15 protein-coding genes are annotated in these 20,574 nt (G+C 60.5%); all 15 read left to right on the plus strand.

Features of this window, described 5'->3' with window-relative positions:
* Positions 1-494 precede the first annotated feature (494 nt).
* Complete coding sequence (locus B1526_RS05525) at positions 495-1,520, plus strand: hypothetical protein (protein ID WP_133088478.1); 1,026 nt, start codon at positions 495-497, stop codon at positions 1,518-1,520.
* Between the two features lie 809 nt (positions 1,521-2,329).
* Positions 2,330-3,496 (plus strand): N-acetyl-gamma-glutamyl-phosphate reductase, encoded by a 1,167-nt coding sequence (locus B1526_RS05530; protein WP_095615082.1) that lies wholly within the window; start codon positions 2,330-2,332, stop codon positions 3,494-3,496.
* Positions 3,493-4,665 (plus strand): bifunctional glutamate N-acetyltransferase/amino-acid acetyltransferase ArgJ, encoded by a 1,173-nt coding sequence (gene argJ, locus B1526_RS05535; protein WP_095615083.1) that lies wholly within the window; start codon positions 3,493-3,495, stop codon positions 4,663-4,665. The genes B1526_RS05530 and argJ overlap by 4 nt, the downstream gene beginning before the upstream one ends.
* Positions 4,666-5,197: 532 nt before the next feature.
* Complete coding sequence (argB, locus tag B1526_RS05540) at positions 5,198-6,154, plus strand: acetylglutamate kinase (RefSeq protein WP_095615084.1); 957 nt, start codon at positions 5,198-5,200, stop codon at positions 6,152-6,154.
* The gene (locus B1526_RS05545) at positions 6,144-7,523 is read left to right on the plus strand and encodes an acetylornithine transaminase (RefSeq protein ID WP_268802226.1); all 1,380 of its coding nucleotides are present in this window, start codon (positions 6,144-6,146) and stop codon (positions 7,521-7,523) included. The genes argB and B1526_RS05545 overlap by 11 nt, the downstream gene beginning before the upstream one ends.
* Positions 7,524-7,878: 355 nt before the next feature.
* Entirely contained in the window at positions 7,879-8,841 is a 963-nt protein-coding gene (argF, locus tag B1526_RS05550) for an ornithine carbamoyltransferase (protein ID WP_095615085.1), read from the plus strand.
* Complete coding sequence (locus B1526_RS05555; RefSeq protein ID WP_095615086.1) at positions 8,841-9,362, plus strand: arginine repressor; 522 nt, start codon at positions 8,841-8,843, stop codon at positions 9,360-9,362. Before argF ends, B1526_RS05555 begins: the two co-directional genes overlap by 1 nt.
* Positions 9,363-9,560: 198 nt before the next feature.
* Positions 9,561-10,799 carry an argininosuccinate synthase gene (locus B1526_RS05560; protein ID WP_095615087.1) on the plus strand — a complete coding sequence of 413 codons (1,239 nt, stop codon included), beginning with the start codon at positions 9,561-9,563 and terminating at the stop codon, positions 10,797-10,799.
* Between the two features lie 676 nt (positions 10,800-11,475).
* Positions 11,476-12,978 (plus strand): argininosuccinate lyase, encoded by a 1,503-nt coding sequence (argH, locus tag B1526_RS05565; protein ID WP_095615098.1) that lies wholly within the window; start codon positions 11,476-11,478, stop codon positions 12,976-12,978.
* Between the two features lie 298 nt (positions 12,979-13,276).
* A complete protein-coding gene (locus tag B1526_RS05570) occupies positions 13,277-13,999 on the plus strand; it encodes an HD domain-containing protein (protein WP_235607062.1) in 723 nt (240 codons plus the stop codon).
* Positions 14,000-14,298: 299 nt separating this feature from the next.
* Positions 14,299-15,621 carry a tyrosine--tRNA ligase gene (tyrS, locus tag B1526_RS05575; protein WP_095615088.1) on the plus strand — a complete coding sequence of 441 codons (1,323 nt, stop codon included), beginning with the start codon at positions 14,299-14,301 and terminating at the stop codon, positions 15,619-15,621.
* A 318-nt stretch (positions 15,622-15,939) separates the two neighbouring features.
* Positions 15,940-17,706: a helicase gene (locus B1526_RS05580; RefSeq protein WP_095615089.1), complete on the plus strand. Its 1,767-nt coding sequence runs from the start codon at positions 15,940-15,942 to the stop codon at positions 17,704-17,706.
* A gap of 7 nt (positions 17,707-17,713) precedes the next feature.
* Positions 17,714-18,799, plus strand: coding sequence for an HAD-IIA family hydrolase (locus B1526_RS05585; RefSeq protein ID WP_095615090.1), 1,086 nt, complete (start codon positions 17,714-17,716; stop codon positions 18,797-18,799).
* Complete coding sequence (locus B1526_RS05590) at positions 18,783-19,544, plus strand: TlyA family RNA methyltransferase (RefSeq protein ID WP_095615091.1); 762 nt, start codon at positions 18,783-18,785, stop codon at positions 19,542-19,544. The genes B1526_RS05585 and B1526_RS05590 overlap by 17 nt, the downstream gene beginning before the upstream one ends.
* Positions 19,545-20,001: 457 nt before the next feature.
* The coding region (locus B1526_RS05595; RefSeq protein ID WP_456061921.1) for a transposase family protein at positions 20,002-20,574 on the plus strand (573 nt) is incomplete at its 3' end.

Below are 20,574 nucleotides of genomic sequence, written 5' to 3' on the forward strand. Positions count from 1 at the left end.
GCAGTGGCCAGGGAGGTCGTTCGTCAGGAATCGCCTATCCGTCGGGCGTCGGCATATGAGTGGCATAGACGTTACAGGCAGCAGGCCACCAGAACGGTATCGAAGCGAAGTGATATGTCTGCTGCAGCATATATCTTTCCTAAAACGAAAATGATTGATGACGGATGATGGCAGGGTGTACAGAGTGCCACCGGTAAGAAATCTGCAATCATGGGTTTGTATTTATTATTTAAAATTTGAAATAGTATAGTATATAATATTATTATATAGATTTGATTTCATGAGTGTCGAGGGGGGTCGTTCTCTGTCGCTGTGGGGGTGGGTAGTGTGAAGTCCTTGGAAATCCATGTTGGATTGTGGAACATTGTGGATAATCATGAAGTTGTCCACAATGGGACAATCATTTGTACGACGACACGCCGACGACACACCCTTCCGTACACATACCTCTGTTTGAGTGGACGCGGCGGAGTCTACTGCTCTACCGTCGAAGCATGGACAAGAACAAGAATAATAATAATAATATATCTGACAATATGGCAGATGAATATGAGAAGCGGTTGAGGGAAGGCCGCGTGCCCAACCTCATCCCCATGCGCTTGCAACTCATTGAGCGGCAGGCGCACGAATTCAGCGTCTGCCTTGACGCGCGGTCGAGAGTCGGCCGCGACCTGCTCTTCGGCGGCTTCACCGCGCTCCGACTGCAAGGTGTGCCGCTGCCGTTCACATTGCCGAAGTACGAGGACACCGTCGGCGGTGAACAGTTGAGCGTGCTTGCAAGCGCACGCAACGCGCGCACGCGTCTGCGCGGCGCACGGTTCTACCATATGAACATTCCGCTGGACACCATTCAGGTGATGCCAGGGGTGCATTGCGTGGGCGTCGTATGCGCATGGTTCATGCTCGCGCGGTTCCTGACGTTGGACGAGCTTGTCGTGCTCGGTGACAGCATCCTTATGCGTGACACGCTGCATGCAAAGGTGACGATCGACGATTTCGAGATATTTGTGACACGTATGGAGAGTCTGGGGAAGCTGCGCGCGTACGGCAGGAAACGGGCCCCGCGTGGCGTCGGCAAAGCGAGGCGAGCGATCGCCATGCTCAGGGAGAACATGGAATCGCCGCAGGAGGCGCGACTGTTCCTCGAACTGATCAAACGCGGCCTTCCGGAGCCGGGCATCAATGTGCCGGTGACGCTGTGCACGGGCGACGGTGCGCGCTTCGACCTGCTGCTCGACGGGGGCGTCGTATGCGAATACGACGGCGCGCACCATCTTGGGCAATTGGAAGAGGACAGGATACGTCGTGCGAACATCGAGCGTTCGGGGTACCTGTATGTGCAGGTGACGCGTGCGGACATGGCAACGCCCGACGCGCGTGCGTGGATGGCGCGCAGGGTCGCGCATGCGTTGGAGGAGCGCACTGGCGTGTCGTATGTCACCGATGGGGTGATTCCGCTTGAGGCAATCGCCGACGAGGCTTTGCGTGCGATGGTGCCGCGATGGAGATGTGTCGCGTGAGCGGGGATGGTGGTGTGTGGCGTGCCGCGAACGGGGGTGTCGCATATGCGCCGAATACGTATGGGGGTCAGGGGTGTGATGTCGGGAAGTCGGCGGTGTCGGGGAAGTCGGAAATTTCAGGAGAGGAGTGGATGCGTTGTTGGGGGCTTGCATCGCTGCGGATGGGATTGCGTTGTGTGGTGTTATGGTTGGCATATGGTGAACGATGTCTGTGCGGGGATGACTTGACGCGTCTTGGTATGGGCGATGGAGGAGGCTATGGGTAGTGGAGTCACGCCTCGGTGGAGTCGAGGGGGCAAGGACATCGGGGGAGAAGGTAAGGGCGACGCTAAAGGTTGCGTTGATGGAGGGGGCGACGCAATCGTTGCTGCCGTTCCACGTCGTACGAGAACATTCCTTGGAAGCTGCCAACGTTGTGATTCTGTCAACGTGTATTACTGCATAATTATGCAATGTACTGTATAAAGTGTATGCTCGTATGCATAAACGATACCGGTCATGCCGACACGGCTTCGCATACTGCTACCTGTAGGTCGCGAACGTACGCACACTCATGATCTGATGGTCTGGTGATGCGCGACGTGTGGTCGATTTGTGTGGATATGTGCTGCCGCCCGTAACGACATGCCGTCGGTAGTGCGTTGTATGTCAATGCCTGTGCAGACTGCCGCCTGTAAGCATATGCTCCTTGTGGGCGCGCATGGCGGAGGCATGGCGGCACGTGTCCAACGGTTACCGGTGGTAGGATCCGGTTTCCGGACGGAACGGCTATAGATGGCATACGCATGTCAGGAAGGAAGGCGACGGGAATGGCGAAATACACCGTAGCGGTTGCAGGCGCGACCGGATATGCGGGAGGGGAGGCGCTGCGCATCCTCGCCACGCATCCCGACTTCGAGGTGACGACCGTTGCGGGATATTCGTCGGTCGGGGAGAGGCTCGGCGCCTATCAACCGCATATCCCCCAACTGGCGGATATGACGATCGTCGACACCACCGCGGATGAACTCAACGGACATGATGTCATCATCCTGGCGTTGCCCCATGGCGCTTCAGGTGCATTGGCCGCGCAACTGGACGCATCGGCCACCGTCGTCGACCTCGGTGCGGACCATCGTCTCGAACGGCAGCAGGCGTGGGATGAATACTATGGCGGCGCGTTCTACGAACATTGGACGTACGGCATGCCGGAGCTCATCCTCGGCAAAGACGCCAACGGGGAGTACCTGCGGCAGCGTGACGTCATCCGCGGAACAGTGCAGTCCGTAATCGAGGCCGATGGCGCGCAGGACATGCCGCCCGTAGGCAAATTGGTGACAGGAGGAACGAAACGGATCGCGGGACCTGGTTGCAACGTCACCGCCACGACGCTTGCGTTGCAGCCTGCGATAGCCGAGAATCTTGTCGTGCCACACACCATCGTTGCCGATCTGGCCGTCGGATACTCAGGGGCGGGCAAAAGCCTCAAACGGACGAATCTGCTCGCCTCGGAGGCCCTCAATTCCGCAGTGCCGTATTCGGTAGGCGGCACACACCGCCACATTCCGGAGATACTCCAGAACTTCGCACATGCGGCAGGTCTTGACGCGACCGCAGCCAATGAATTCACGCTCGCGTTCACGCCAATGCTCGTGCCGATGTCCCGGGGAATCCTCGCATCGGTGAGCGCAAAGCTCACCGACAAGGCGATGGACATGAGCGACGATGACATACGGGAGGTATGGGCGCATGCATATGCGGGGCAGCAGTTCATCACGGTGCTACCCGAAGGAGTGATGCCGGCGACACAGAACGTGCTCGGCTCGAACACGGCGCATCTGCAGGTCGCGGTCGATCGACGAAGCCGGACACTGCACGCGTTCGCGGCAATCGACAACCTCAATCGAGGAACCGCGGGGCAGGCGGTGGAATCGCTCAACCTCGCATTCGGACTCAACGAAGCAACAGGACTCAGCAAGATTGGAGTGGCACCATGAGTGTAACGTTCGCAAAAGGTTTCACGGCGGCGGGGGTGGTTGCGGGCATCTCCGCCACCGCCGGTAAGAAGGATCTCGCACTCGTCGTGAACAACGGGCCGCTCAAGGCGGGCGCCGGCGTCTTCACGACGAACCGGTTCTGCGCCGCGCCCGTGCAGTGGTCGCGTGACGTGGTCAAGGACGGCACGGTCGACGCGGTCATCCTCAATTCAGGTGGCGCCAACGCCTGCACCGGCGTCGAAGGATACGAGCAGTCGGTGAAGACCGCCGAAACGGTCGGCGAACTGCTTGGATGTGACGCTCATGACGTGGCGGTGTGTTCGACCGGACTCATCGGAGAGCTGCTACCGTTAGACAATGTGCTCGCGGGAGCGAGGGAAGCATACGCTGCGCTCGACGACACTGTGAGCAGTGGTGAGGACGCGTCCCAGGCGATCATGACGACGGACACGAAACCAAAGACCGTGACAAGGTTGGGGTCCAACGGATTCCGTATCGGTGGCATGGTCAAGGGATCCGGCATGATCGCGCCGCAGCTCGCGACGATGCTGTGCGTCATCACGACGGACGCCGTCGTCTCCGCGCAACAGCTACAGGCGGCACTGAGCGCCGCCGTGGACACGTCATTCAACAGGATAGACGTCGACGGATGCATGTCGACAAACGATACGGTCATATTGATGGCCTCCGGTGCATCCGGTATCGAACCGGATCCGGACGAGTTCAACGGCATCGTCGCCAATTGTTGTGCCGCGCTCGCACGTCAGATCATCGGAGATGGCGAAGGTTCGAGCCATGACATCAAGATCACCGTGAATGGTGCGACCGATGAGGACGCCGCACTTGCGTGCGGACGGGCGGTGGCCGCGTCCAACCTGCTCAAATGCGCGATCAGCGGCAACGATCCCAACTGGGGGCGCATCGTGAGCTCGCTTGGCACTGTGCCGGTGGATGTCGCACCGTACGATCCTGATCAGGTGACCGTCGACGTCAACGGGGTGCGTGTATGCGACGGCGGCAAGCCGGGGCATGACCGCAGCGAAGTGGATATGACGCCACGTGAGATCGATATCGTCATCGACCTCAACTCGGGCGATGCCACGGCGACAGTCTGGACGGACGATCTCACGCATGAATACGTGCACATCAATGCCGATTACGAGAGCTGAAGCTGCCACATGTAGCTGTGTGACGCGGTGTTGTGTGACGCGGTGTTGTGTGACGCGGTGTTGTGTGACGCGGTGTTGTGTGACGCGGTGTTGTGTGACGCGGTGTTGTGTGACGCGGTGTTGTGTGACGCGGTGTTGTGTGACGCGGTGTTGTGTGACGCGGTGTTGTGTGGTTATGGGTGGTATGCACCACCCATAACCACAGGTATCACGAATCCGCTACCGGTAGCAGAACATGGTCTCCCTCAACGAAATCGAAATGGTGACCGATGATGGTGGTCGACTGCGACAATGGAGATGGTACTGGTGGTATGGCGTTGCTTTTGCAAGTCATAGGCAGTGCCACCGGTAACCAATTACGAGTGGTGTTTTTCCGGTAGCGAATAACAGCAGAACAACAGGTGGTACTTCCGGTAGCACAACAGGCATGTGAAATGCCGCTTGCGACGGACGGTATCGAGCGGTGCCACCGGTAATGAATACGGATGATAGGAAACGGACAACCGTAAGGAACGGAATCGGAAAACGGAACATGACGAAACCATTGAAAGGTCCAGGATTCCACTTGGACGTACACACCGATCTACGGCCGGACCAGAAAGCCGAAGTGCTCATCGAAGCGCTGCCCTGGCTCGAGGAATTCTACGGGAAGACAGTCGTCATCAAATACGGTGGCAACGCGATGGTCGACGACCATCTCAAAAGCTGCTTCGCCGACGACATGGTGTTCCTGCGACAGGTCGGATTGCATCCCGTGGTCGTGCATGGCGGCGGTCCGCAGATCTCGCAGATGCTCAAGGCGCTTGGCATCCATTCGGAATTCAAAGGCGGCCTGCGCGTCACGACGCCTGAGGCGATGGATGTCGTGCGCATGGTGCTTACGGGAAAAGTGTCACGTGAACTCGTCGGACTCATCAACGCCCATGGACCGTACGCGGTGGGATTGTCCGGGGAGGATGGCGCGCTCTTCTCGGCGACGCAACGTAAGCCGGTCATCGATGGGACGCCGACGGATATCGGCCTTGTCGGGGATGTGATCGGCGTTGACGCATCCGCCGTCGTCGACCTCATCCGTTCGGGACGCATACCGGTGGTATCCTCTGTCGCCCCCAATGAGGACGACGCTACAGAGGTGCTCAACGTGAATGCGGACTCCGCGGCCGCCGCGCTTGCGACCGCCTTGGGGGCGCACAAACTCATCATCCTCACGGACGTCGATGGGCTCTACGCCGACTGGCCGAACCGTGATTCGCTTATCGGACGCATTGGTGCCGAAGACCTGCGCGATATGCTGCCGCAGCTCGAAAGCGGTATGCGCCCGAAGATGGAGGCTTGCATCCGTGCGATCGACGGAGGTGTGCAGCAGGCGCATATCATCGACGGGCGCAAGCCGCACTCGATACTCAACGAGGTGTTCACCAGCGCCGGCATCGGCACGATGGTCGAACCAGGCGAGGGATTGGAAATGAGGAACGCATATGGACAATGAATACAGTGGATATGGGAGGGATGACGTGAACGACATCAATAATATGAACGACGGCGACCAGCAGGTGCACTCTGCCGCCGGTAACGATCGTGGCCATGGTGGTGCCACCGCTAGCGGCGACGCATTGCCGGAGGACCATCGGCTCCTCGACGAATACAACGATGTGCACATGCATGTCTTCGGCACGCCGCTGCGTGTCCTCGACCATGGGCAGGGCGTGCATGTATGGGACGTCGATGGCAACAAATACCTTGATTTCCTCGCGGGAATCGCCGTCAATTCGATTGGATACGCGCATCCGAAGTGGATCGAAGCGGTCGCCGCGCAAGCCGCACAGGTCGCACATGTGAGCAACTACTTCGCGACACGTCCGCAGATCCATCTTGCGCAGAAGCTCATCGCGCTCGCAGGCGCCCCAGAAGGTTCGCATGTCTACTTCGGAAACTCGGGTGCCGAGGCGAACGAGGCGGCGCTCAAGATGGCGAAGCTGTACGGGGCACAGCGGTGCGCGGAGCTCGGCACTGACAAGCCGTACCGCATCATCGCGCTCACCCATGGATTCCATGGACGTACGATGGGAGCTCTTTCCGCCACGTGGAAACCGGCGATTCGCGAACCGTTCGAGCCGCTCGTGCCGAACATCGAGTTTGTGGAAGCGAATGACATCGAGGCGATGAAGGCCGCATTCGACGCGACCGGTAAAGGACCCATCACCGCCGTCATCATGGAGCTCATCCAAGGGGAGGCTGGTGTACTGCCGCTTGACGCCCAATACATCCGCGATGTGCGCGCGCTGTGCGATGAGCATCGCGCGCTCATGATCGTGGACGAAGTGCAGACGGGCATCGGTCGCACGGGCTCATGGTTCGCGTTCCAACGTGAGGACCTCGGGGGCGTCACCCCGAACATCGTCACGTTCGCCAAGGGTGTCGCTGGAGGATTCCCCATGGGTGGCATGATCAGTTTCGGTGAGGGACTGTCGTCGCTCTTCTCTCCGGGAACCCACGGTTCGACCTTCGCAGGCAACCCGTTGGCTGCAGCCGCCGCGCTTGCGACGATCGGTGTGATCGAGGACGAGGGTCTTGTGCAACGCGCCGAAGTACGCGGCGAACAGCTGCGCACCGATCTGCGTGCCACCGATAACCCATTGTTCGCGCAGGTGCGTGGCCGCGGCCTGCTCAATGCGATCGTGCTCAAACGTCCGTGCGCCCATGCCGCCGTGGACTGGGCGCTCGAACATGGCCTCATCATCAACGCGTGTGCGCCCGACGTCATCCGTCTTGCGCCTCCGCTCATCGTCAGTGAGCAGGACGTGAACGAAGCCGTGGCGATCCTCGCGATGCTACCCGAAGACCTTCCCGAGGACTGAGCGGCGACGCCACGGAAGACGCCGCCCGTGACATAGGTCGGTAATGTGCTGCCGGTAGTGTGACGTCTATCGCATACCACCTGCAGCGCATATCGCCTGTAACAGGCAGTGGCGTCACAGGGCGTGGGGCCCCGATAAGCGGATGGGAAGGTGCTTCCAGCCAGTACAGAGGTGCCTCCGGTAAACCGGTAGGGTGCCATCGGCGGGGAACGGACTGTTGTTCGCAGTCGTGACGCCTCGGATGGGACATAATCAAAACACCATAATCGCAACACAACGCGTGACGCGCGGCGGAACGCGACACAACACACAACACGCAACCCATAACACAACCAACGAACAGAAGGAGGTCGCCATGGGACAGCTTCGTCACATGCTGCGCGACGACGACGTCAACCACGAGGAACAGAAGCAGATTCTTGAACTCGGTATGAAATTCCGCGAAAACCGCTTCTACCATCGTCCGTTCGAAGGGCCACAGGGTGTCGCCGTGCTCTTCGACAAGCCGAGCACGCGCACGCGTTCGAGTTTCTCGATCGGTGTGGCGGAACTTGGCGGCTATCCGCTTGTCATCGACAAATCCGGATCGCAGCTCGGACGCGGCGAACCGATCAGTGACACGACCGAAGTGCTCACGCGCATGGCGTACGCACTTGTGTGGCGTACATTCGAGCAATCGCGCATCGAGGAGATGGCGAGCGTCGCTACGGTACCGGTGGTCAACGCGCTCACCGACGAATTCCACCCATGCCAGGTGCTCGCCGACTTCCTCACGATCGCGCAGTTCAAAGGTGGTGTCGACGCGCTTGCGGGCATGACGATCGCCTACCTCGGCGACGCGGCGAACAACATGGCCAATTCCTATCTGCTCGCGGGTGCCGTCGCAGGCATGCACGTGCGCGTTTCGGGGCCGAACGGATTCCTTCCCGATGACGCCATCGTGCAGGATGCGGAGGCGATCGCCGCCACTACGGGTGGCAGCATCCTCGTGACGACGGATCCGAAGGAGGCGATGCGCGATGCGGACTGCGTCTTCACCGACACGTGGGTGTCGATGGGTGAGGAGAACCAGTACGCCGTGCGCTCGAAGCCGTTCTGGCAGTACCAGGTCAATGCGGACCTCATGGCGCTCGCGAAGCCGGACGCGTTGTTCCAGCACTGCCTGCCCGCCTACCGTGGCAAAGAGGTGACCGCCGAGGTCATCGACGGACCGCAATCCGTCGTCTGGGATGAGGCCGAGAACCGTCTGCATGCGCAGAAGGCGCTTCTGACATGGCTCATCGGCAAGCAGCGCGGCGACGAGAGCCTGCTCGTCTGATGACCGATCCGACCATGCCGCTCCAACGCCCCGCAAGCCGCGCCGCACGTCTCAACGCGATCGAACAGGCGCTCGTCGACCATGTGGTCACGTCACAGTCGCAGCTCTCCGCAATCCTCGCGAATCAGGGGATCGAAGTGACCCAGGCGACGCTCAGCCGCGACCTTGACGAAATGAACGCGACGAAAACACGGATGCCGGATGGCACCGTGGCGTATACGATCGACGACCAGGCGCCGACATCATCCACCGACTGCGACAGCGACGAGCGCGCGCAGCAGCAGATGACGCGGATTCTGTCCGGGCTCGTCACATCGGTCGCCGCCGCCCGTAACCTCATCGTCGTGCACACGTCGTCGGGAGCGGCACAATATGTCGCGAGCGTCATCGACAAACATACGATCGGTGGCGTTCTCGGGACGATTGCGGGTGACGACACCGTACTCGTCATATGTGTGAACGATGCGATGGCGGAACGTCGCTCCGCGTGGCTGTTGGAAGTCGCCTCGACGCAGAATTGATGGATGCGCTACCGGTAGTGAGCGTGAGTGGCTGTGGGTTCTGTGATTCTGGCAATCGATGTTACCGGTAGCACGATGTTCGACTTGTAAATCGATACGCTACCGGTCGCACATCCGTCATCGGAACGCGGACATCGAATGCATATTTATACAGAGCACTGTATATACTTATGAATATCTGAACAGAAAGGTCAAGTCATGAGCGAACAGAATCGCATTGTGCTGGCGTATTCCGGTGGTCTCGACACCTCGGTCGCCATCCCGTATCTCAAGGACCGCACGGGCAAGGACGTCGTCGCCGTCTCCCTCGATGTCGGACAGGGCGGCGAAAGCCTTGAGACAATCAAGGAACGCGCGCTCGCGTGCGGTGCCGTCGAAGCCTATGTCGTCGACGCGCGCGACGAATTCGCGAACGAATACTGCATGCAGGCGCTCAAGGCAAACGCGATGTACGAGGGCGTGTATCCACTCGTCTCCGCGATCTCGCGTCCGCTCATCACGAAGCACCTTGTGCGCGCCGCCCATCAGTTCGGTGCTGACACGATCGCGCACGGTTGCACCGGCAAAGGCAACGATCAGGTGCGTTTCGAGGTCTCGATCCAGTCGATCGACCCGGAACTCAAGGCAATCAGCCCGATTCGTGACCTTTCGCTCACGCGTGACGTGGAGATCGCGTACGCGAACGACCACAAACTGCCGATTGTGCAGACGGAGAAGAGCCCGTTCTCAATCGACCAGAACGTCTGGGGACGCGCCATCGAGACCGGTTTCCTTGAGGACCCATGGAATGCGCCGACGAAGGACTGCTACTCGTACACCGACGATCCGGACTTCCCGCCGGTCGAGGATGAGGTCGTCATCGAATTCAAGCAGGGTGTGCCGGTCAAGCTCGACGGTCGTGACGTCACGCCGCTGCAGGCAATCGAGGAGATGAACCGCCGAGCCGGCGCGCAGGGCATCGGCCGCGTCGACCTCATCGAGGACCGCCTCGTCGGCATCAAGTCCCGCGAACTGTATGAGGCGCCAGGTGCGATCGCGCTCATCACCGCGCATGAGGAGCTTGAGAACATGTGCCTCGAACGCGAACAGCACCGCATCAAGCGTGACATCGACAAGCGTTGGGCCGAACTCGTCTACGACGCGCAGTGGTTCTCGCCGGCCGTCAAGTCGCTCAACGCGTTCATCAACGACACGCAGCAGTACGTCTCGGGTGAGATCCGCATGGTCATGCACGGCGGCCGCGCCGTCGTCGTCGGACGCCGTTCCGCGGAATCGCTCTACGATTACAACCTCGCCACCTACGATTCGGGTGACACCTTCGACCAGAACGCGTCGAACGGCTTCATCGAGATCTACGGGCTGCCGACGAAGGTCGCCGCGGCGCGCGACGTGAAGTTCGGCAACGGCATCGAGGTCCCGGACAACGACGTCGAGTGACATCCGCTTACGGGATGCACCTATCCGCGCGACGCATATGAGGGGAGAGGCCGCTGGGAACCGCGGTCTCTCCCTTTCGTCGTCTTAGTGTGTGGTTACGGGTCGCAGTGTCCGTGCAGCGCGCGGCCGCGAGTTGCGAGTGCTTTGCGAGCCCGCTGACGCTCTTCCGGTTCACTGGTGCTTATGGGCAGCATCGAATATGTGCGGATTGTCGATATCATCCCCTTCTCTTCATCGTGTTGCGGAATGTTGTGTTACGGGATGCAATCATCGGTCGTGATGGGCATTGAGCGGTGGCGCCACCCATAGCATGTCGCATACAGAATGCCACCCGTACCATCATTGTGCGCAGGATGCATCGTCCGTAAGTGTTGGATGTGCCACCCGTAAGACGACGGTGGATGGTTTTCGACGAACGACGGTAGGATGGGCAGTGGTAACCGGAAACATATGTGCAATCGGCATCCCGTACGACATCATTCGTATGCGCACGACACGTGTCACCATGGTCGCCGCGCGCGGATGGACGACGGTGGACGGATATGTAGATACGGAAAACAGCACTACCGATAACAGACACGGATACATAGGAAGGCCACCGCTACCCGTAGCGGTGGGCGAAGGAGACAAAGACAACATGATCGATGAACAGATCATCGGAACCGCTGGTGTCGAGATGACGGAAACACGACAGGCGCAACCGGCCGAAGAACACCTCGCGCTGTGGGGAGGACGGTTCTCGTCGGGGCCGTCACCGGAACTCGCGCTGCTGAGCAAGTCCACACAATTCGACTGGCGACTCGCCGACGATGACATCGCCGGTTCGCGCGCTCACGCACGCGCACTCGGGCGCGCAGGCCTGCTCACCCCCGACGAACTGCAGCGTATGGAATCCGCCCTCGACGAACTGCAGCGCCGTGTGGACAGCGGTGTGTTCGCGCCGATCGAGGACGACGAGGACGAGGCAACCGCGCTCGAACGTGGACTCATCGGCATCGCCGGGGACGAACTCGGCGGCAAGTTGCGCGCGGGACGTTCCCGCAACGACCAGATCGCGACACTCATCCGCATGTGGTTGCGTCGTCACGCGCGTGTTGTCGCGAACCAGGTGCTTGCGCTCGCGGACGCGTTGTGCGAGCAGGCGAAGGCCGCAGGCCGTACCGTCATGCCGGGGCGTACACATATGCAGCATGCGCAGCCGGTGCTTCTCGCGCATCAGCTCATGGCGCACGTGTGGCCGTTGCTGCGCGACGTCGAACGCTTCATTGATTGGGATAGTCGCATCGATGCGAGCCCTTACGGTTCCGGCGCGCTCGCTGGCAACACGCTCGGCCTGGAGCCGACGGCCGTCGCGCGTGAGCTTGGCTTCACCAAAGTCACCGAAAATTCCATCGATGGAACATCAAGCCGCGATCTCGTCGCCGAATACTCGTTCATCGCGGCGATGGTCGGCGTCGACATCTCACGTATCGCTGAGGAAATCATCATCTGGAACAGTCAGGAATTCGATTTCGTCACACTCGACGACGCGTATTCGACCGGTTCATCGATCATGCCGCAGAAGAAGAACCCCGACATCGCGGAACTCGCGCGTGGCAAGGCTGGACGTCTCATCGGTGATCTGACGGGGCTGCTCGCGACGCTCAAGGGACTGCCGACGGCGTATGCGCGCGACCTGCAGGAGGACAAGGAAGCGGTCTTCGACCAGACCGATACGCTCGAAGTGCTGTTGCCGGCGTTCACAGGTATGGTGCGCACGATGAAGTTCAATGCGGAACGTCTCGAACAGGAGGCGCCCACTGGTTTCGCATTGGCGACCGACATCGCCGAATGGCTCGTCAAGAACGGTGTCCCGTTCCGCCATGCGCATGAGCTTTCCGGTGCGTGCGTCAAGGTCGCCGAGAGCCGCCATGAGGAGCTGTGGGATCTGTCGGATGATGATTTCATTGAGATCTTCCGTGATTTCGTGGCACCTGAGCAAGCGGTCAAAGTGCGCGAGGTGCTTTCGACAGAGGGCTCCGTCTCCGCCCGCGCCGGTAAGGGTGGCACCGCGCCGACACGTGTTCGTGAACAGATCATGTCTGCGAAGTCGCAGATCGAGCGTCTGCACAACACGTTCCAGACGAAGAGCGATGGCATCGCGTTCAAGGCGGCCGGCTCCCTAGAGAAGAAGCAGTGACGGGGACAGGCGGCGAACAGGTTCTGGACTGATCCGGGCTGCTCTGGACTGACGTTACGGGAGGCATGATGGGGCGCTTCGCATCACGGGGCACCCCATCCTCCGCGCATCGGCAAGGCACCGCCCATGGCCGTTTCTGTTTCTCTGTATGTTCCTGCCATTTTGTTTGTCGTGCGCATTCCGCCTCTGTATCATGACGGATTCATCCACCTCCACATCCATCCACATCCTCTTCCATCTCCACCATTGTTACGGGTAGCACCCTTCGCTTACAGGTAGCGCCACCTATCGCTTACGGGTGGTATCGCCTAATGTCTATGTCGATCGCTTACGGGTTGTCACCTATCGCTTTGCCTACGGGTGGCGTCACCTGCTTATCTCTTACGGGTGGCAATGCGCGCAGACGTTGCAGACGATGACGTTGAAGGATGAAACGATGGAATCGGCCATATGTGGGATCTATCGTTACGGGCAGCAATGGGATCGTGGATGTGTCGGGAACAAAGGCAGAAAGGGAATGGATATGCTGAGCCGTGAGCGCATCGATGCGATCGTGCATCGTTACGGGCGGGACATCCTCGAACATGAGCATATGGAGATCGCCAAACGAAGCATGCAGCACGGCGATATCACGACGTTCGAACATTCGTTACGGGTGGCACGGCTGAGCGTGCGGATCGCCGACCGTCTGCGATTATGGAACCATGTGAACCTCCGTGCCCTTGTACGGGCGGCGTTGTTGCATGACTATTTCCTCTACGATTGGCATGACGCCGATGACGGGGCGCACCGGCTGCATGGGTTCCGACATCCATATACGGCTGAACGCAACGCGCGCGGCGATTTTGAAATCGATGCCATCGTGTCGAACAGCATCCGCACACACATGTTTCCCCTCACCCCGATTCCACCGAAATATCTTGAGGGATTCATTGTGAACATCGCCGATACGTTGAGTGCCATACAGGAGACGTTCGCGTCACGATTGTCACGTAAGGACGAGCGCAAGCCGCGCCCGTGACCATCGCTACCCGTAACGGGACGCAGGCCGTGGGAAGAGGGCGTAACCCAATACCACCCGTAACGTTTGTGATGGTTGCAGTGGCGTGATGTGTACCACCGGTAACACAGATGCATGATGTGCCACCATCGGCATGGAGCGGTGGAAGATGATGCGAACGGCGCAGTGGGGAGAAGGGGAAAACATGGCATGACAAGAGACCGGATGGTGTCGCCGAGGTGTGACACACTGACAATGTTTGCTCCGCGCCGAACGCCTGCGGGGCACGTACGCGAAAACTTCACAAGGAGATGTTTGGCATGGCTCACGTCATCGATTTCAAGGAAGCCGGATTCGATTCCGTGCTCGATGAATTGCAATGGCGCGGGTTGATCTCGCAATCCACCGACAGGGATCGACTCGCCGAGACATTGAACGGGGAGCCGATCCACTATTATTGCGGTTTTGATCCGACCGCACCGTCACTGCACATCGGCAACCTTGTGCAGCTCATCATCATGCGCCATCTGCAAGAGGCGGGGCACCATCCAATCGCGCTCGTCGGAGGCGCCACCGGTCTCATCGGCGATCCGCGACAGTCGGGCGAACGCATCCTCAACCCGAAGGACGTCGTCGAGCAGTGGTGCGAACGCCTGCGCATCCAAATCGGCGACATCCTCGTGCAGGAAGGCGACAATCCGGTGACCTTCGTGTCCAACTACGATTGGACCGCGACGATGAACGTGCTTGATTTCCTACGTGACGTCGGCAAGAACTTCCGTGTCGGCACGATGCTCTCGAAGGACATCGTCGCGCGTAGGCTCAATTCCGAGGAAGGCATCTCCTTCACCGAATTCAGCTACCAAGTGCTCCAGGGCAATGATTTCCTGCATCTGTATGATCACTTCGACTGCGTCCTCGAGCTTGGCGGCTCCGACCAGTGGGGCAACCTCACGTCCGGACTCGACCTCATCCACAAGGTGCGCGGTGTCAATGTGAACGTCATGGCGAGCCCGATCATCACCGATGCCACCGGTAAGAAATTCGGCAAGTCCGAAGGCAACGCCGTGTGGCTCGACGGCACGATGCTCAGCCCGTACAAGTTCTACCAGTTCTGGGTCAACCGTCCCGACGCCGAAATGGAAAGCCTGCTCAAGGCGTTCACGTTCCTGCCGAAGAGCGAGATCGAACGGCTCATCGAATCGACCGAGACGAATCCGGGTGCTCGTGAAGCTCAGCGCACGCTCGCCTGGGAGGTCACGAGTCTTGTGCATGGCGAGGATGCGACGCGTCAGGCGATTGAAGCTTCCACAGCACTCTTCGGACGTGGCGGTGATGTGACGGCAATCGACGAGGCTGTGCTCGAAGCCGCGCTCGAAGGACTCAAAGTCGAGGATGAACAAGGCGCGAAGACCTTCGCGAAAGCCGCATCCGGTGACCGTGTGAGTGAGGCTGGTGTCAAGGCTGGCCTGTTCAAATCAATCTCCGAAGCGAGGAAGACGATCAAATCGGGCGGTGTATACCTCAACAACGTGCGCGTCGAGGATGAGGAGCAGCTGCTCGACGGCGACGATTTCCTTCAGGGGAGGTTCGCGATCCTGCGCCGTGGCAAGAAGGCGCTCGGCGTCGTCGAACTTGGCTGACCCGGCGGCACGCACAAGCCACCGATACAGGGCAGGGTGAATGCGATGTGATGTGTGCAACCTGTACGAGGGCAACACCACAGTCGCTGCCCGTAAGCAAATGGGTGGTGTTGCCCGTAAGCGAATGGAGGATGCCGCCCGTAGGCAACAGGCAGCAAATGGATGGTGCCACCCGTAACATGGGCAGCTCCATACGGATGACGCTTTTGCACACTTAGAGCCGAAACACGAGGCCGCGGCCGCGTATTGGCTACACTAGAAGGCAATGACGAACGGGGCGGGCGCAATGCCCGCCTCTTGATTGAAAAAGGTACGAACATGGCAGACGAACGCGGATCACAGCATCATTCCCAGGGCGGCAACCGCCGCTACGGATCGGGCAACGGCGGCCAGCGCCGCAATTCCGGCGGTGGATTCCGTTCCCGCGACGGCAAGCGTGGCTCGAACTTCCACCGCGGCAACCAGGGTGGAAGTGGCAGGAACTTCAACCGTCGCGCGAATGGTGGCGGAAGGAACAACGATTTCCGCCGCGACGGTGAGGGCGGCGAGTTCCGTCGTGATGGTGACGGCCAGCAGCGCCGTTTCCACCGCAATGGCGGCAGCGGCAATGGCTACCGTTCCGGCAACCGTTTCCATGGACGTGACGACGAGCGTGGTGGAAATCGCCGCAATTTCCGTCACAACGATGGGGAACGTCGTGACTTCCGTCGTGATGGTGAACGCGGTGGGCAGCGTCGTGATTTCCGTCGTGACGATGGCGAGCGTCGCAATTTCCGTCATAATGATGGGGAGCGTCGTGATTTCCGTCGTGACGATGGCGAACGTCGCAATTTCCGTCACAACGATGGCGACCGCCGTGACTTCCATCATGACGATAACGACCGCCGTGACTTCCGCGGACGTGATGGACAGCGCGGCCATGACGGCGGCCGTCATGACGACCGCAGGCGCAACGACCGTAGCAACGACCGACGCAACCCGCGTTACAACGACGAGGGGCGCGCCGCGCATCATGACCGCAAGCGCGCGGAATATATGTCGCATTCGCGCAGGAATTCGGACGGCACTGTCAGCTTCCCGTCGCAGAACCCGTACACGGACCGCAGGCCGGGCGAACCGGTCATGCCGAAGGGCCTCGAATGGAGCATGCTGAGCAAGGACGAGCGCGAACGTCTGCGCGGCCTTGCGAAGGAACACGCCGAGAACATCGGCCTGCACATCCTCGCCGCATACACGCTCGAAGCGAACGACCCGCAGGCCGCGCTCGCGCATGCGAAGTGGGCGGCCAAGCAGGCCTCGCGCGTCGACATCGCCCGCGAGACACTCGCAATGGTCGCGTACCGCCAAGGCGACTACAAGCTTGCGTTGCGCGAGTTCCAGACCGCGTTCCGCATGAACGGCTACCTCGATTACCTGCCGTTCATGGCCGATTGCGAGCGTGGACTTGACAAGCCGAAGAAGGCCATCGAAATCGCGTTGTCGGACAACGCGAAGCGCCTCACCGGCGAAGCGAAGGCCGAGATGTTCCTCGTCTACGCCGGCGCGCTCAACGACATGGGCATGACGAACCAAGCGATCGAGGTCGTCTCGAAACTCGTACATGCCAAGGGTCTCGCGGGCGAATACCGCATGCGCGCCGCGCAGGCGGAACAGTACTTCCTGTCCGAGGCGGGACGCGACGACGAAGCCGTCGCACTCGACGAACTCATCGACGATCTCGAGGCGCGCTATGCGGACGTCGACGAGGAAGAGACAAGCGACGATTTCGTCGTCGACTACGACGTCGAGGACCTCCCCGAGGACCTGCAGGCGAAGCTTGGCGTGACACCGGACGACGCACAGTACGCACCGCTTGACGACGAGGATGGTGTCAATATGGACGACGAGACGCGCATCCCCGAGGAGGAGCAGCGCGCGGGTGCGGAAATGGACATCGATCCCGCGCAAATGCAGGAGCGCAACAGCCGCCGTGACGAGGAAGGTGTGATGGGCGACCCCGATCTCACCGACGCCGAGGACGACGCGAACGAGGAGGACGTCGAAGTCGGCGATTACGAAGAGCAGCTCAAGAGCGAAACGGAGTGACGACAGCGTGCTGAAATCAACGGACACACCGCTCTCGCGACGTTACCGTCTTGCACTGCTCGACCTTGACGGCGTCGTGTATTATGGCAAACAACCGGTCGCGTACGCGGCGGACAGCATCCGTGCGGCCGAACGTCTTGGCATGACAATCGAATACACGACGAACAATTCGTCGCGCATGCAGGAGACGGTCGCCGAGCAGCTGCGCGGTTTCGGACTCGACGTCGCGGCTTGGCAGGTGATCACGTCGTCCGTCGTCGCCGCGCGCATGGTCGCGCGGCACGTGGGCGCGGGAGCGGACGTGTTCGTTGTCGGTGCGGACCATCTGCGCGACGAAGTGCGCAAGGCCGGACTCGCGATCGTCGAACGCGGTGTCGACGGGGCGGGTGCCGCGCCGCAGGCGGTCATCCAGGGATGGTATCCGCAGATGACATGGCAGCAGCTCGCCGAAGCGTCGTTCGCGGTCGAACGTGGCGCGAAGTATTTTGTGACGAACCGTGATCTGACGATTCCACGTGAGCATGGCGTCGCACCGGGATGCGGGTCGATGATCCAGTCGGTCATCAACGCGACGGGCGTCGAACCGCTTGGATCGGCCGGCAAACCACAATCGGCGATGTATGACGAGGCGCGCATGCTCGCGGCGCACGACGGCGAGGACATGGTCTCCATCGAAGGCAGCCTCGCGATCGGCGACAGGCTCGACACGGACATCGAAGCCGGCAACCGCGGCGGATACGATTCGCTTCTCGTGCTTACGGGCGTCACCGATCCTGACCTGCTCATCCGCGCGCCGAAGGAGCTGCGGCCGACATATGTCGCACTTGACCTGCGTGGCCTCAACGAGGCTCAGCCCGCGGTCGTCCGCGACGGGGACGTGTCCGCACCCGCTGGCGATGCGCGCGGTGACGTATACGTGTGCCGTGGCGCGAAGGCGTGGTTCGCCGATGACGCGCTCGTCGTCGACGATACGACGAGCGTCGACGCGCTGCGTGCGGCGTGCACGCTTGGATGGCGGCTGCGCGACGATGGCATTGACCTTGACACCATCGCGTTGCCGGACTTCGATTTCACCAATGCCGCAGGAGCGTGAGGTGGCGCGCAGCGAACGTCTCGATGTCATGATGACGATGCGTGCGTTGGCGCCTTCGCGCGCGAAGGCACGCCGACTCGTCGACGACGGCCACGTGTATGTGGATGGGGCGCGCGCGGCGAAGGCGTCGATGAAAGTGGATGATGGCGCGCGCATTGACGTGCGCGGCGCCGATGACTACGTCTCGCGCGGCGCATACAAACTGCTTGGTGCATTCGATGTGTTCTCCGCTTACGGGCTGCAACCGCCGCAGGACCTTGACTGCCTTGACATCGGCGCGTCGACGGGTGGGTTCTGCGACGTGCTGTTGCGTGGGGGAGCGCGGCATGTCGTCGCGCTCGACGTCGGCCACGGGCAGCTTGACAAGCGTATCGCCGACGACGCGCGCATCATCGAGATGAGCGGTGTCAACATCCGCGATGTCGGCGTGCACGATCTTCCTTACCGGCCGCAGATGGTCGTCTCGGATGTCTCATTCATCTCACTCACATACGTCGTACCGGTCGTGGCGCGTATCGCCGCACCCGGTGCGCATATCGTGCTGCTCGTCAAACCACAGTTCGAAGTGGGACGTGACGGGCTCGGCAAACATGGCGTCGTCACCGATCCTGACAAGCGCGAGGCCGCGTTGCGTAAAATCGAGGACTGTGTGCACGCTTACGGGATGCATGTTGTCGCGGCCTCACCCTCGCCGATCGAAGGCACCCACGGCAACGCCGAATACCTGTTGTATGCGCGCGCGTAGCGTCATGCGTGCGTTGTGGCGTCACGCGCGCGTTGTGCGTCATGCTTACGGGCAGCAGTGTGCAGTGTGCTTTGTGCTTACGGGCAGTGGTGTGCGTCCATGCTGTTATGGGTAACATCCTCTGTTGTGTTAGGGGTCGTACGTAGGAACCGCACTGTGTCCGCTACGGGTGGTGGTGTTTTGGATACTCAAAATCGTGCGGATTGTGTTATCCGTTGCGGGGCGTATGACCTTGCCCACATCATCGTAGTGGTCGGCGGCGTTATCGGCAGCACTTCCTGCTGCCGATAACGCCGCCGACCACTACGCGGAATCCATCATGACGATTCGCGCACGTCACTCACCCGTATCACTTCATATGATGAACTCATATGAGGAAAGATGACTGCTCATATCCGGCTCTTCTCAAGTTAGTGTGTAAGGGCCGTGCTTCATCATTGCTTGTGTGATAGAAAAATTGAATGAGGAAACACGGCCTGAACCCGAGTTTATCGTGTTCGACCCCCAACGTTTCCTTGGTTTGGATGAGATGGGTCTTCGTGTGCTCTCGTGGCGGCGTCTTGGCAGGCCGGACGGCCCGGGATTAAGGCAGATCAGGTGCGAGCCGGACTCGCACGACGCACGCTGGTGCCCCTCGTGCGGCGCGTATGCCAGGGTGCGTTCGTCGTGGCTGCGCACGCTGGCGCATGTGCCCTACGGCGACGACGCGGTGCATCTGCTGGTGCGCGTGCGCCGCTACGAGTGCGTGCCGTGCTCACGCTCGTGGAGCGATGATCTTGAGGCGGTGGGCGCCGGCAGGGGCGTGTTGAGCGTGCCGGCGGTGATGTGGGCGCTGCGGCGCGTGTGCCTGGACTCGATGACTGTCTCGGCGTGCGCCAGGCTGCTTCATGTGGCATGGGCGGTGGTCGACCGGGCGGTGCGCGAGCAGGGCATGCTGCTGCTCGAGCAGGCCGACCGGTTCTCCTCGGTGCGCGCGATCGGCGTGGACGAGCACGTGTGGCGCCACGGCGCGTTCGGAGACCGGTACGTG

The sequence above is a fragment of the Bifidobacterium criceti genome (genome assembly GCF_002286935.1).
Taxonomy (GTDB): Bacteria; Actinomycetota; Actinomycetes; order Actinomycetales; family Bifidobacteriaceae; genus Bifidobacterium; species Bifidobacterium criceti.

What these genes read in the sequence shown, in the direction of transcription:
- B1526_RS05580 (WP_095615089.1), top strand. Translation starts at nt 15,940, where the DNA reads ATGGCAGACGAACGCGGATCACAGCATCATTCCCAGGGCGGCAACCGC.
- B1526_RS05560 (WP_095615087.1), top strand. Translation starts at nt 9,561, where the DNA reads ATGAGCGAACAGAATCGCATTGTGCTGGCGTATTCCGGTGGTCTCGAC.
- B1526_RS05525 (WP_133088478.1), top strand. Translation starts at nt 495, where the DNA reads ATGGACAAGAACAAGAATAATAATAATAATATATCTGACAATATGGCA.
- argB (WP_095615084.1), top strand. Translation starts at nt 5,198, where the DNA reads ATGACGAAACCATTGAAAGGTCCAGGATTCCACTTGGACGTACACACC.
- B1526_RS05590 (WP_095615091.1), top strand. Translation starts at nt 18,783, where the DNA reads ATGCCGCAGGAGCGTGAGGTGGCGCGCAGCGAACGTCTCGATGTCATG.
- B1526_RS05555 (WP_095615086.1), top strand. Translation starts at nt 8,841, where the DNA reads ATGACCGATCCGACCATGCCGCTCCAACGCCCCGCAAGCCGCGCCGCA.
- argH (WP_095615098.1), top strand. Translation starts at nt 11,476, where the DNA reads ATGACGGAAACACGACAGGCGCAACCGGCCGAAGAACACCTCGCGCTG.
- B1526_RS05545 (WP_268802226.1), top strand. Translation starts at nt 6,144, where the DNA reads ATGGACAATGAATACAGTGGATATGGGAGGGATGACGTGAACGACATC.
- B1526_RS05530 (WP_095615082.1), top strand. Translation starts at nt 2,330, where the DNA reads ATGGCGAAATACACCGTAGCGGTTGCAGGCGCGACCGGATATGCGGGA.
- argJ (WP_095615083.1), top strand. Translation starts at nt 3,493, where the DNA reads ATGAGTGTAACGTTCGCAAAAGGTTTCACGGCGGCGGGGGTGGTTGCG.
- argF (WP_095615085.1), top strand. Translation starts at nt 7,879, where the DNA reads ATGGGACAGCTTCGTCACATGCTGCGCGACGACGACGTCAACCACGAG.
- tyrS (WP_095615088.1), top strand. Translation starts at nt 14,299, where the DNA reads ATGGCTCACGTCATCGATTTCAAGGAAGCCGGATTCGATTCCGTGCTC.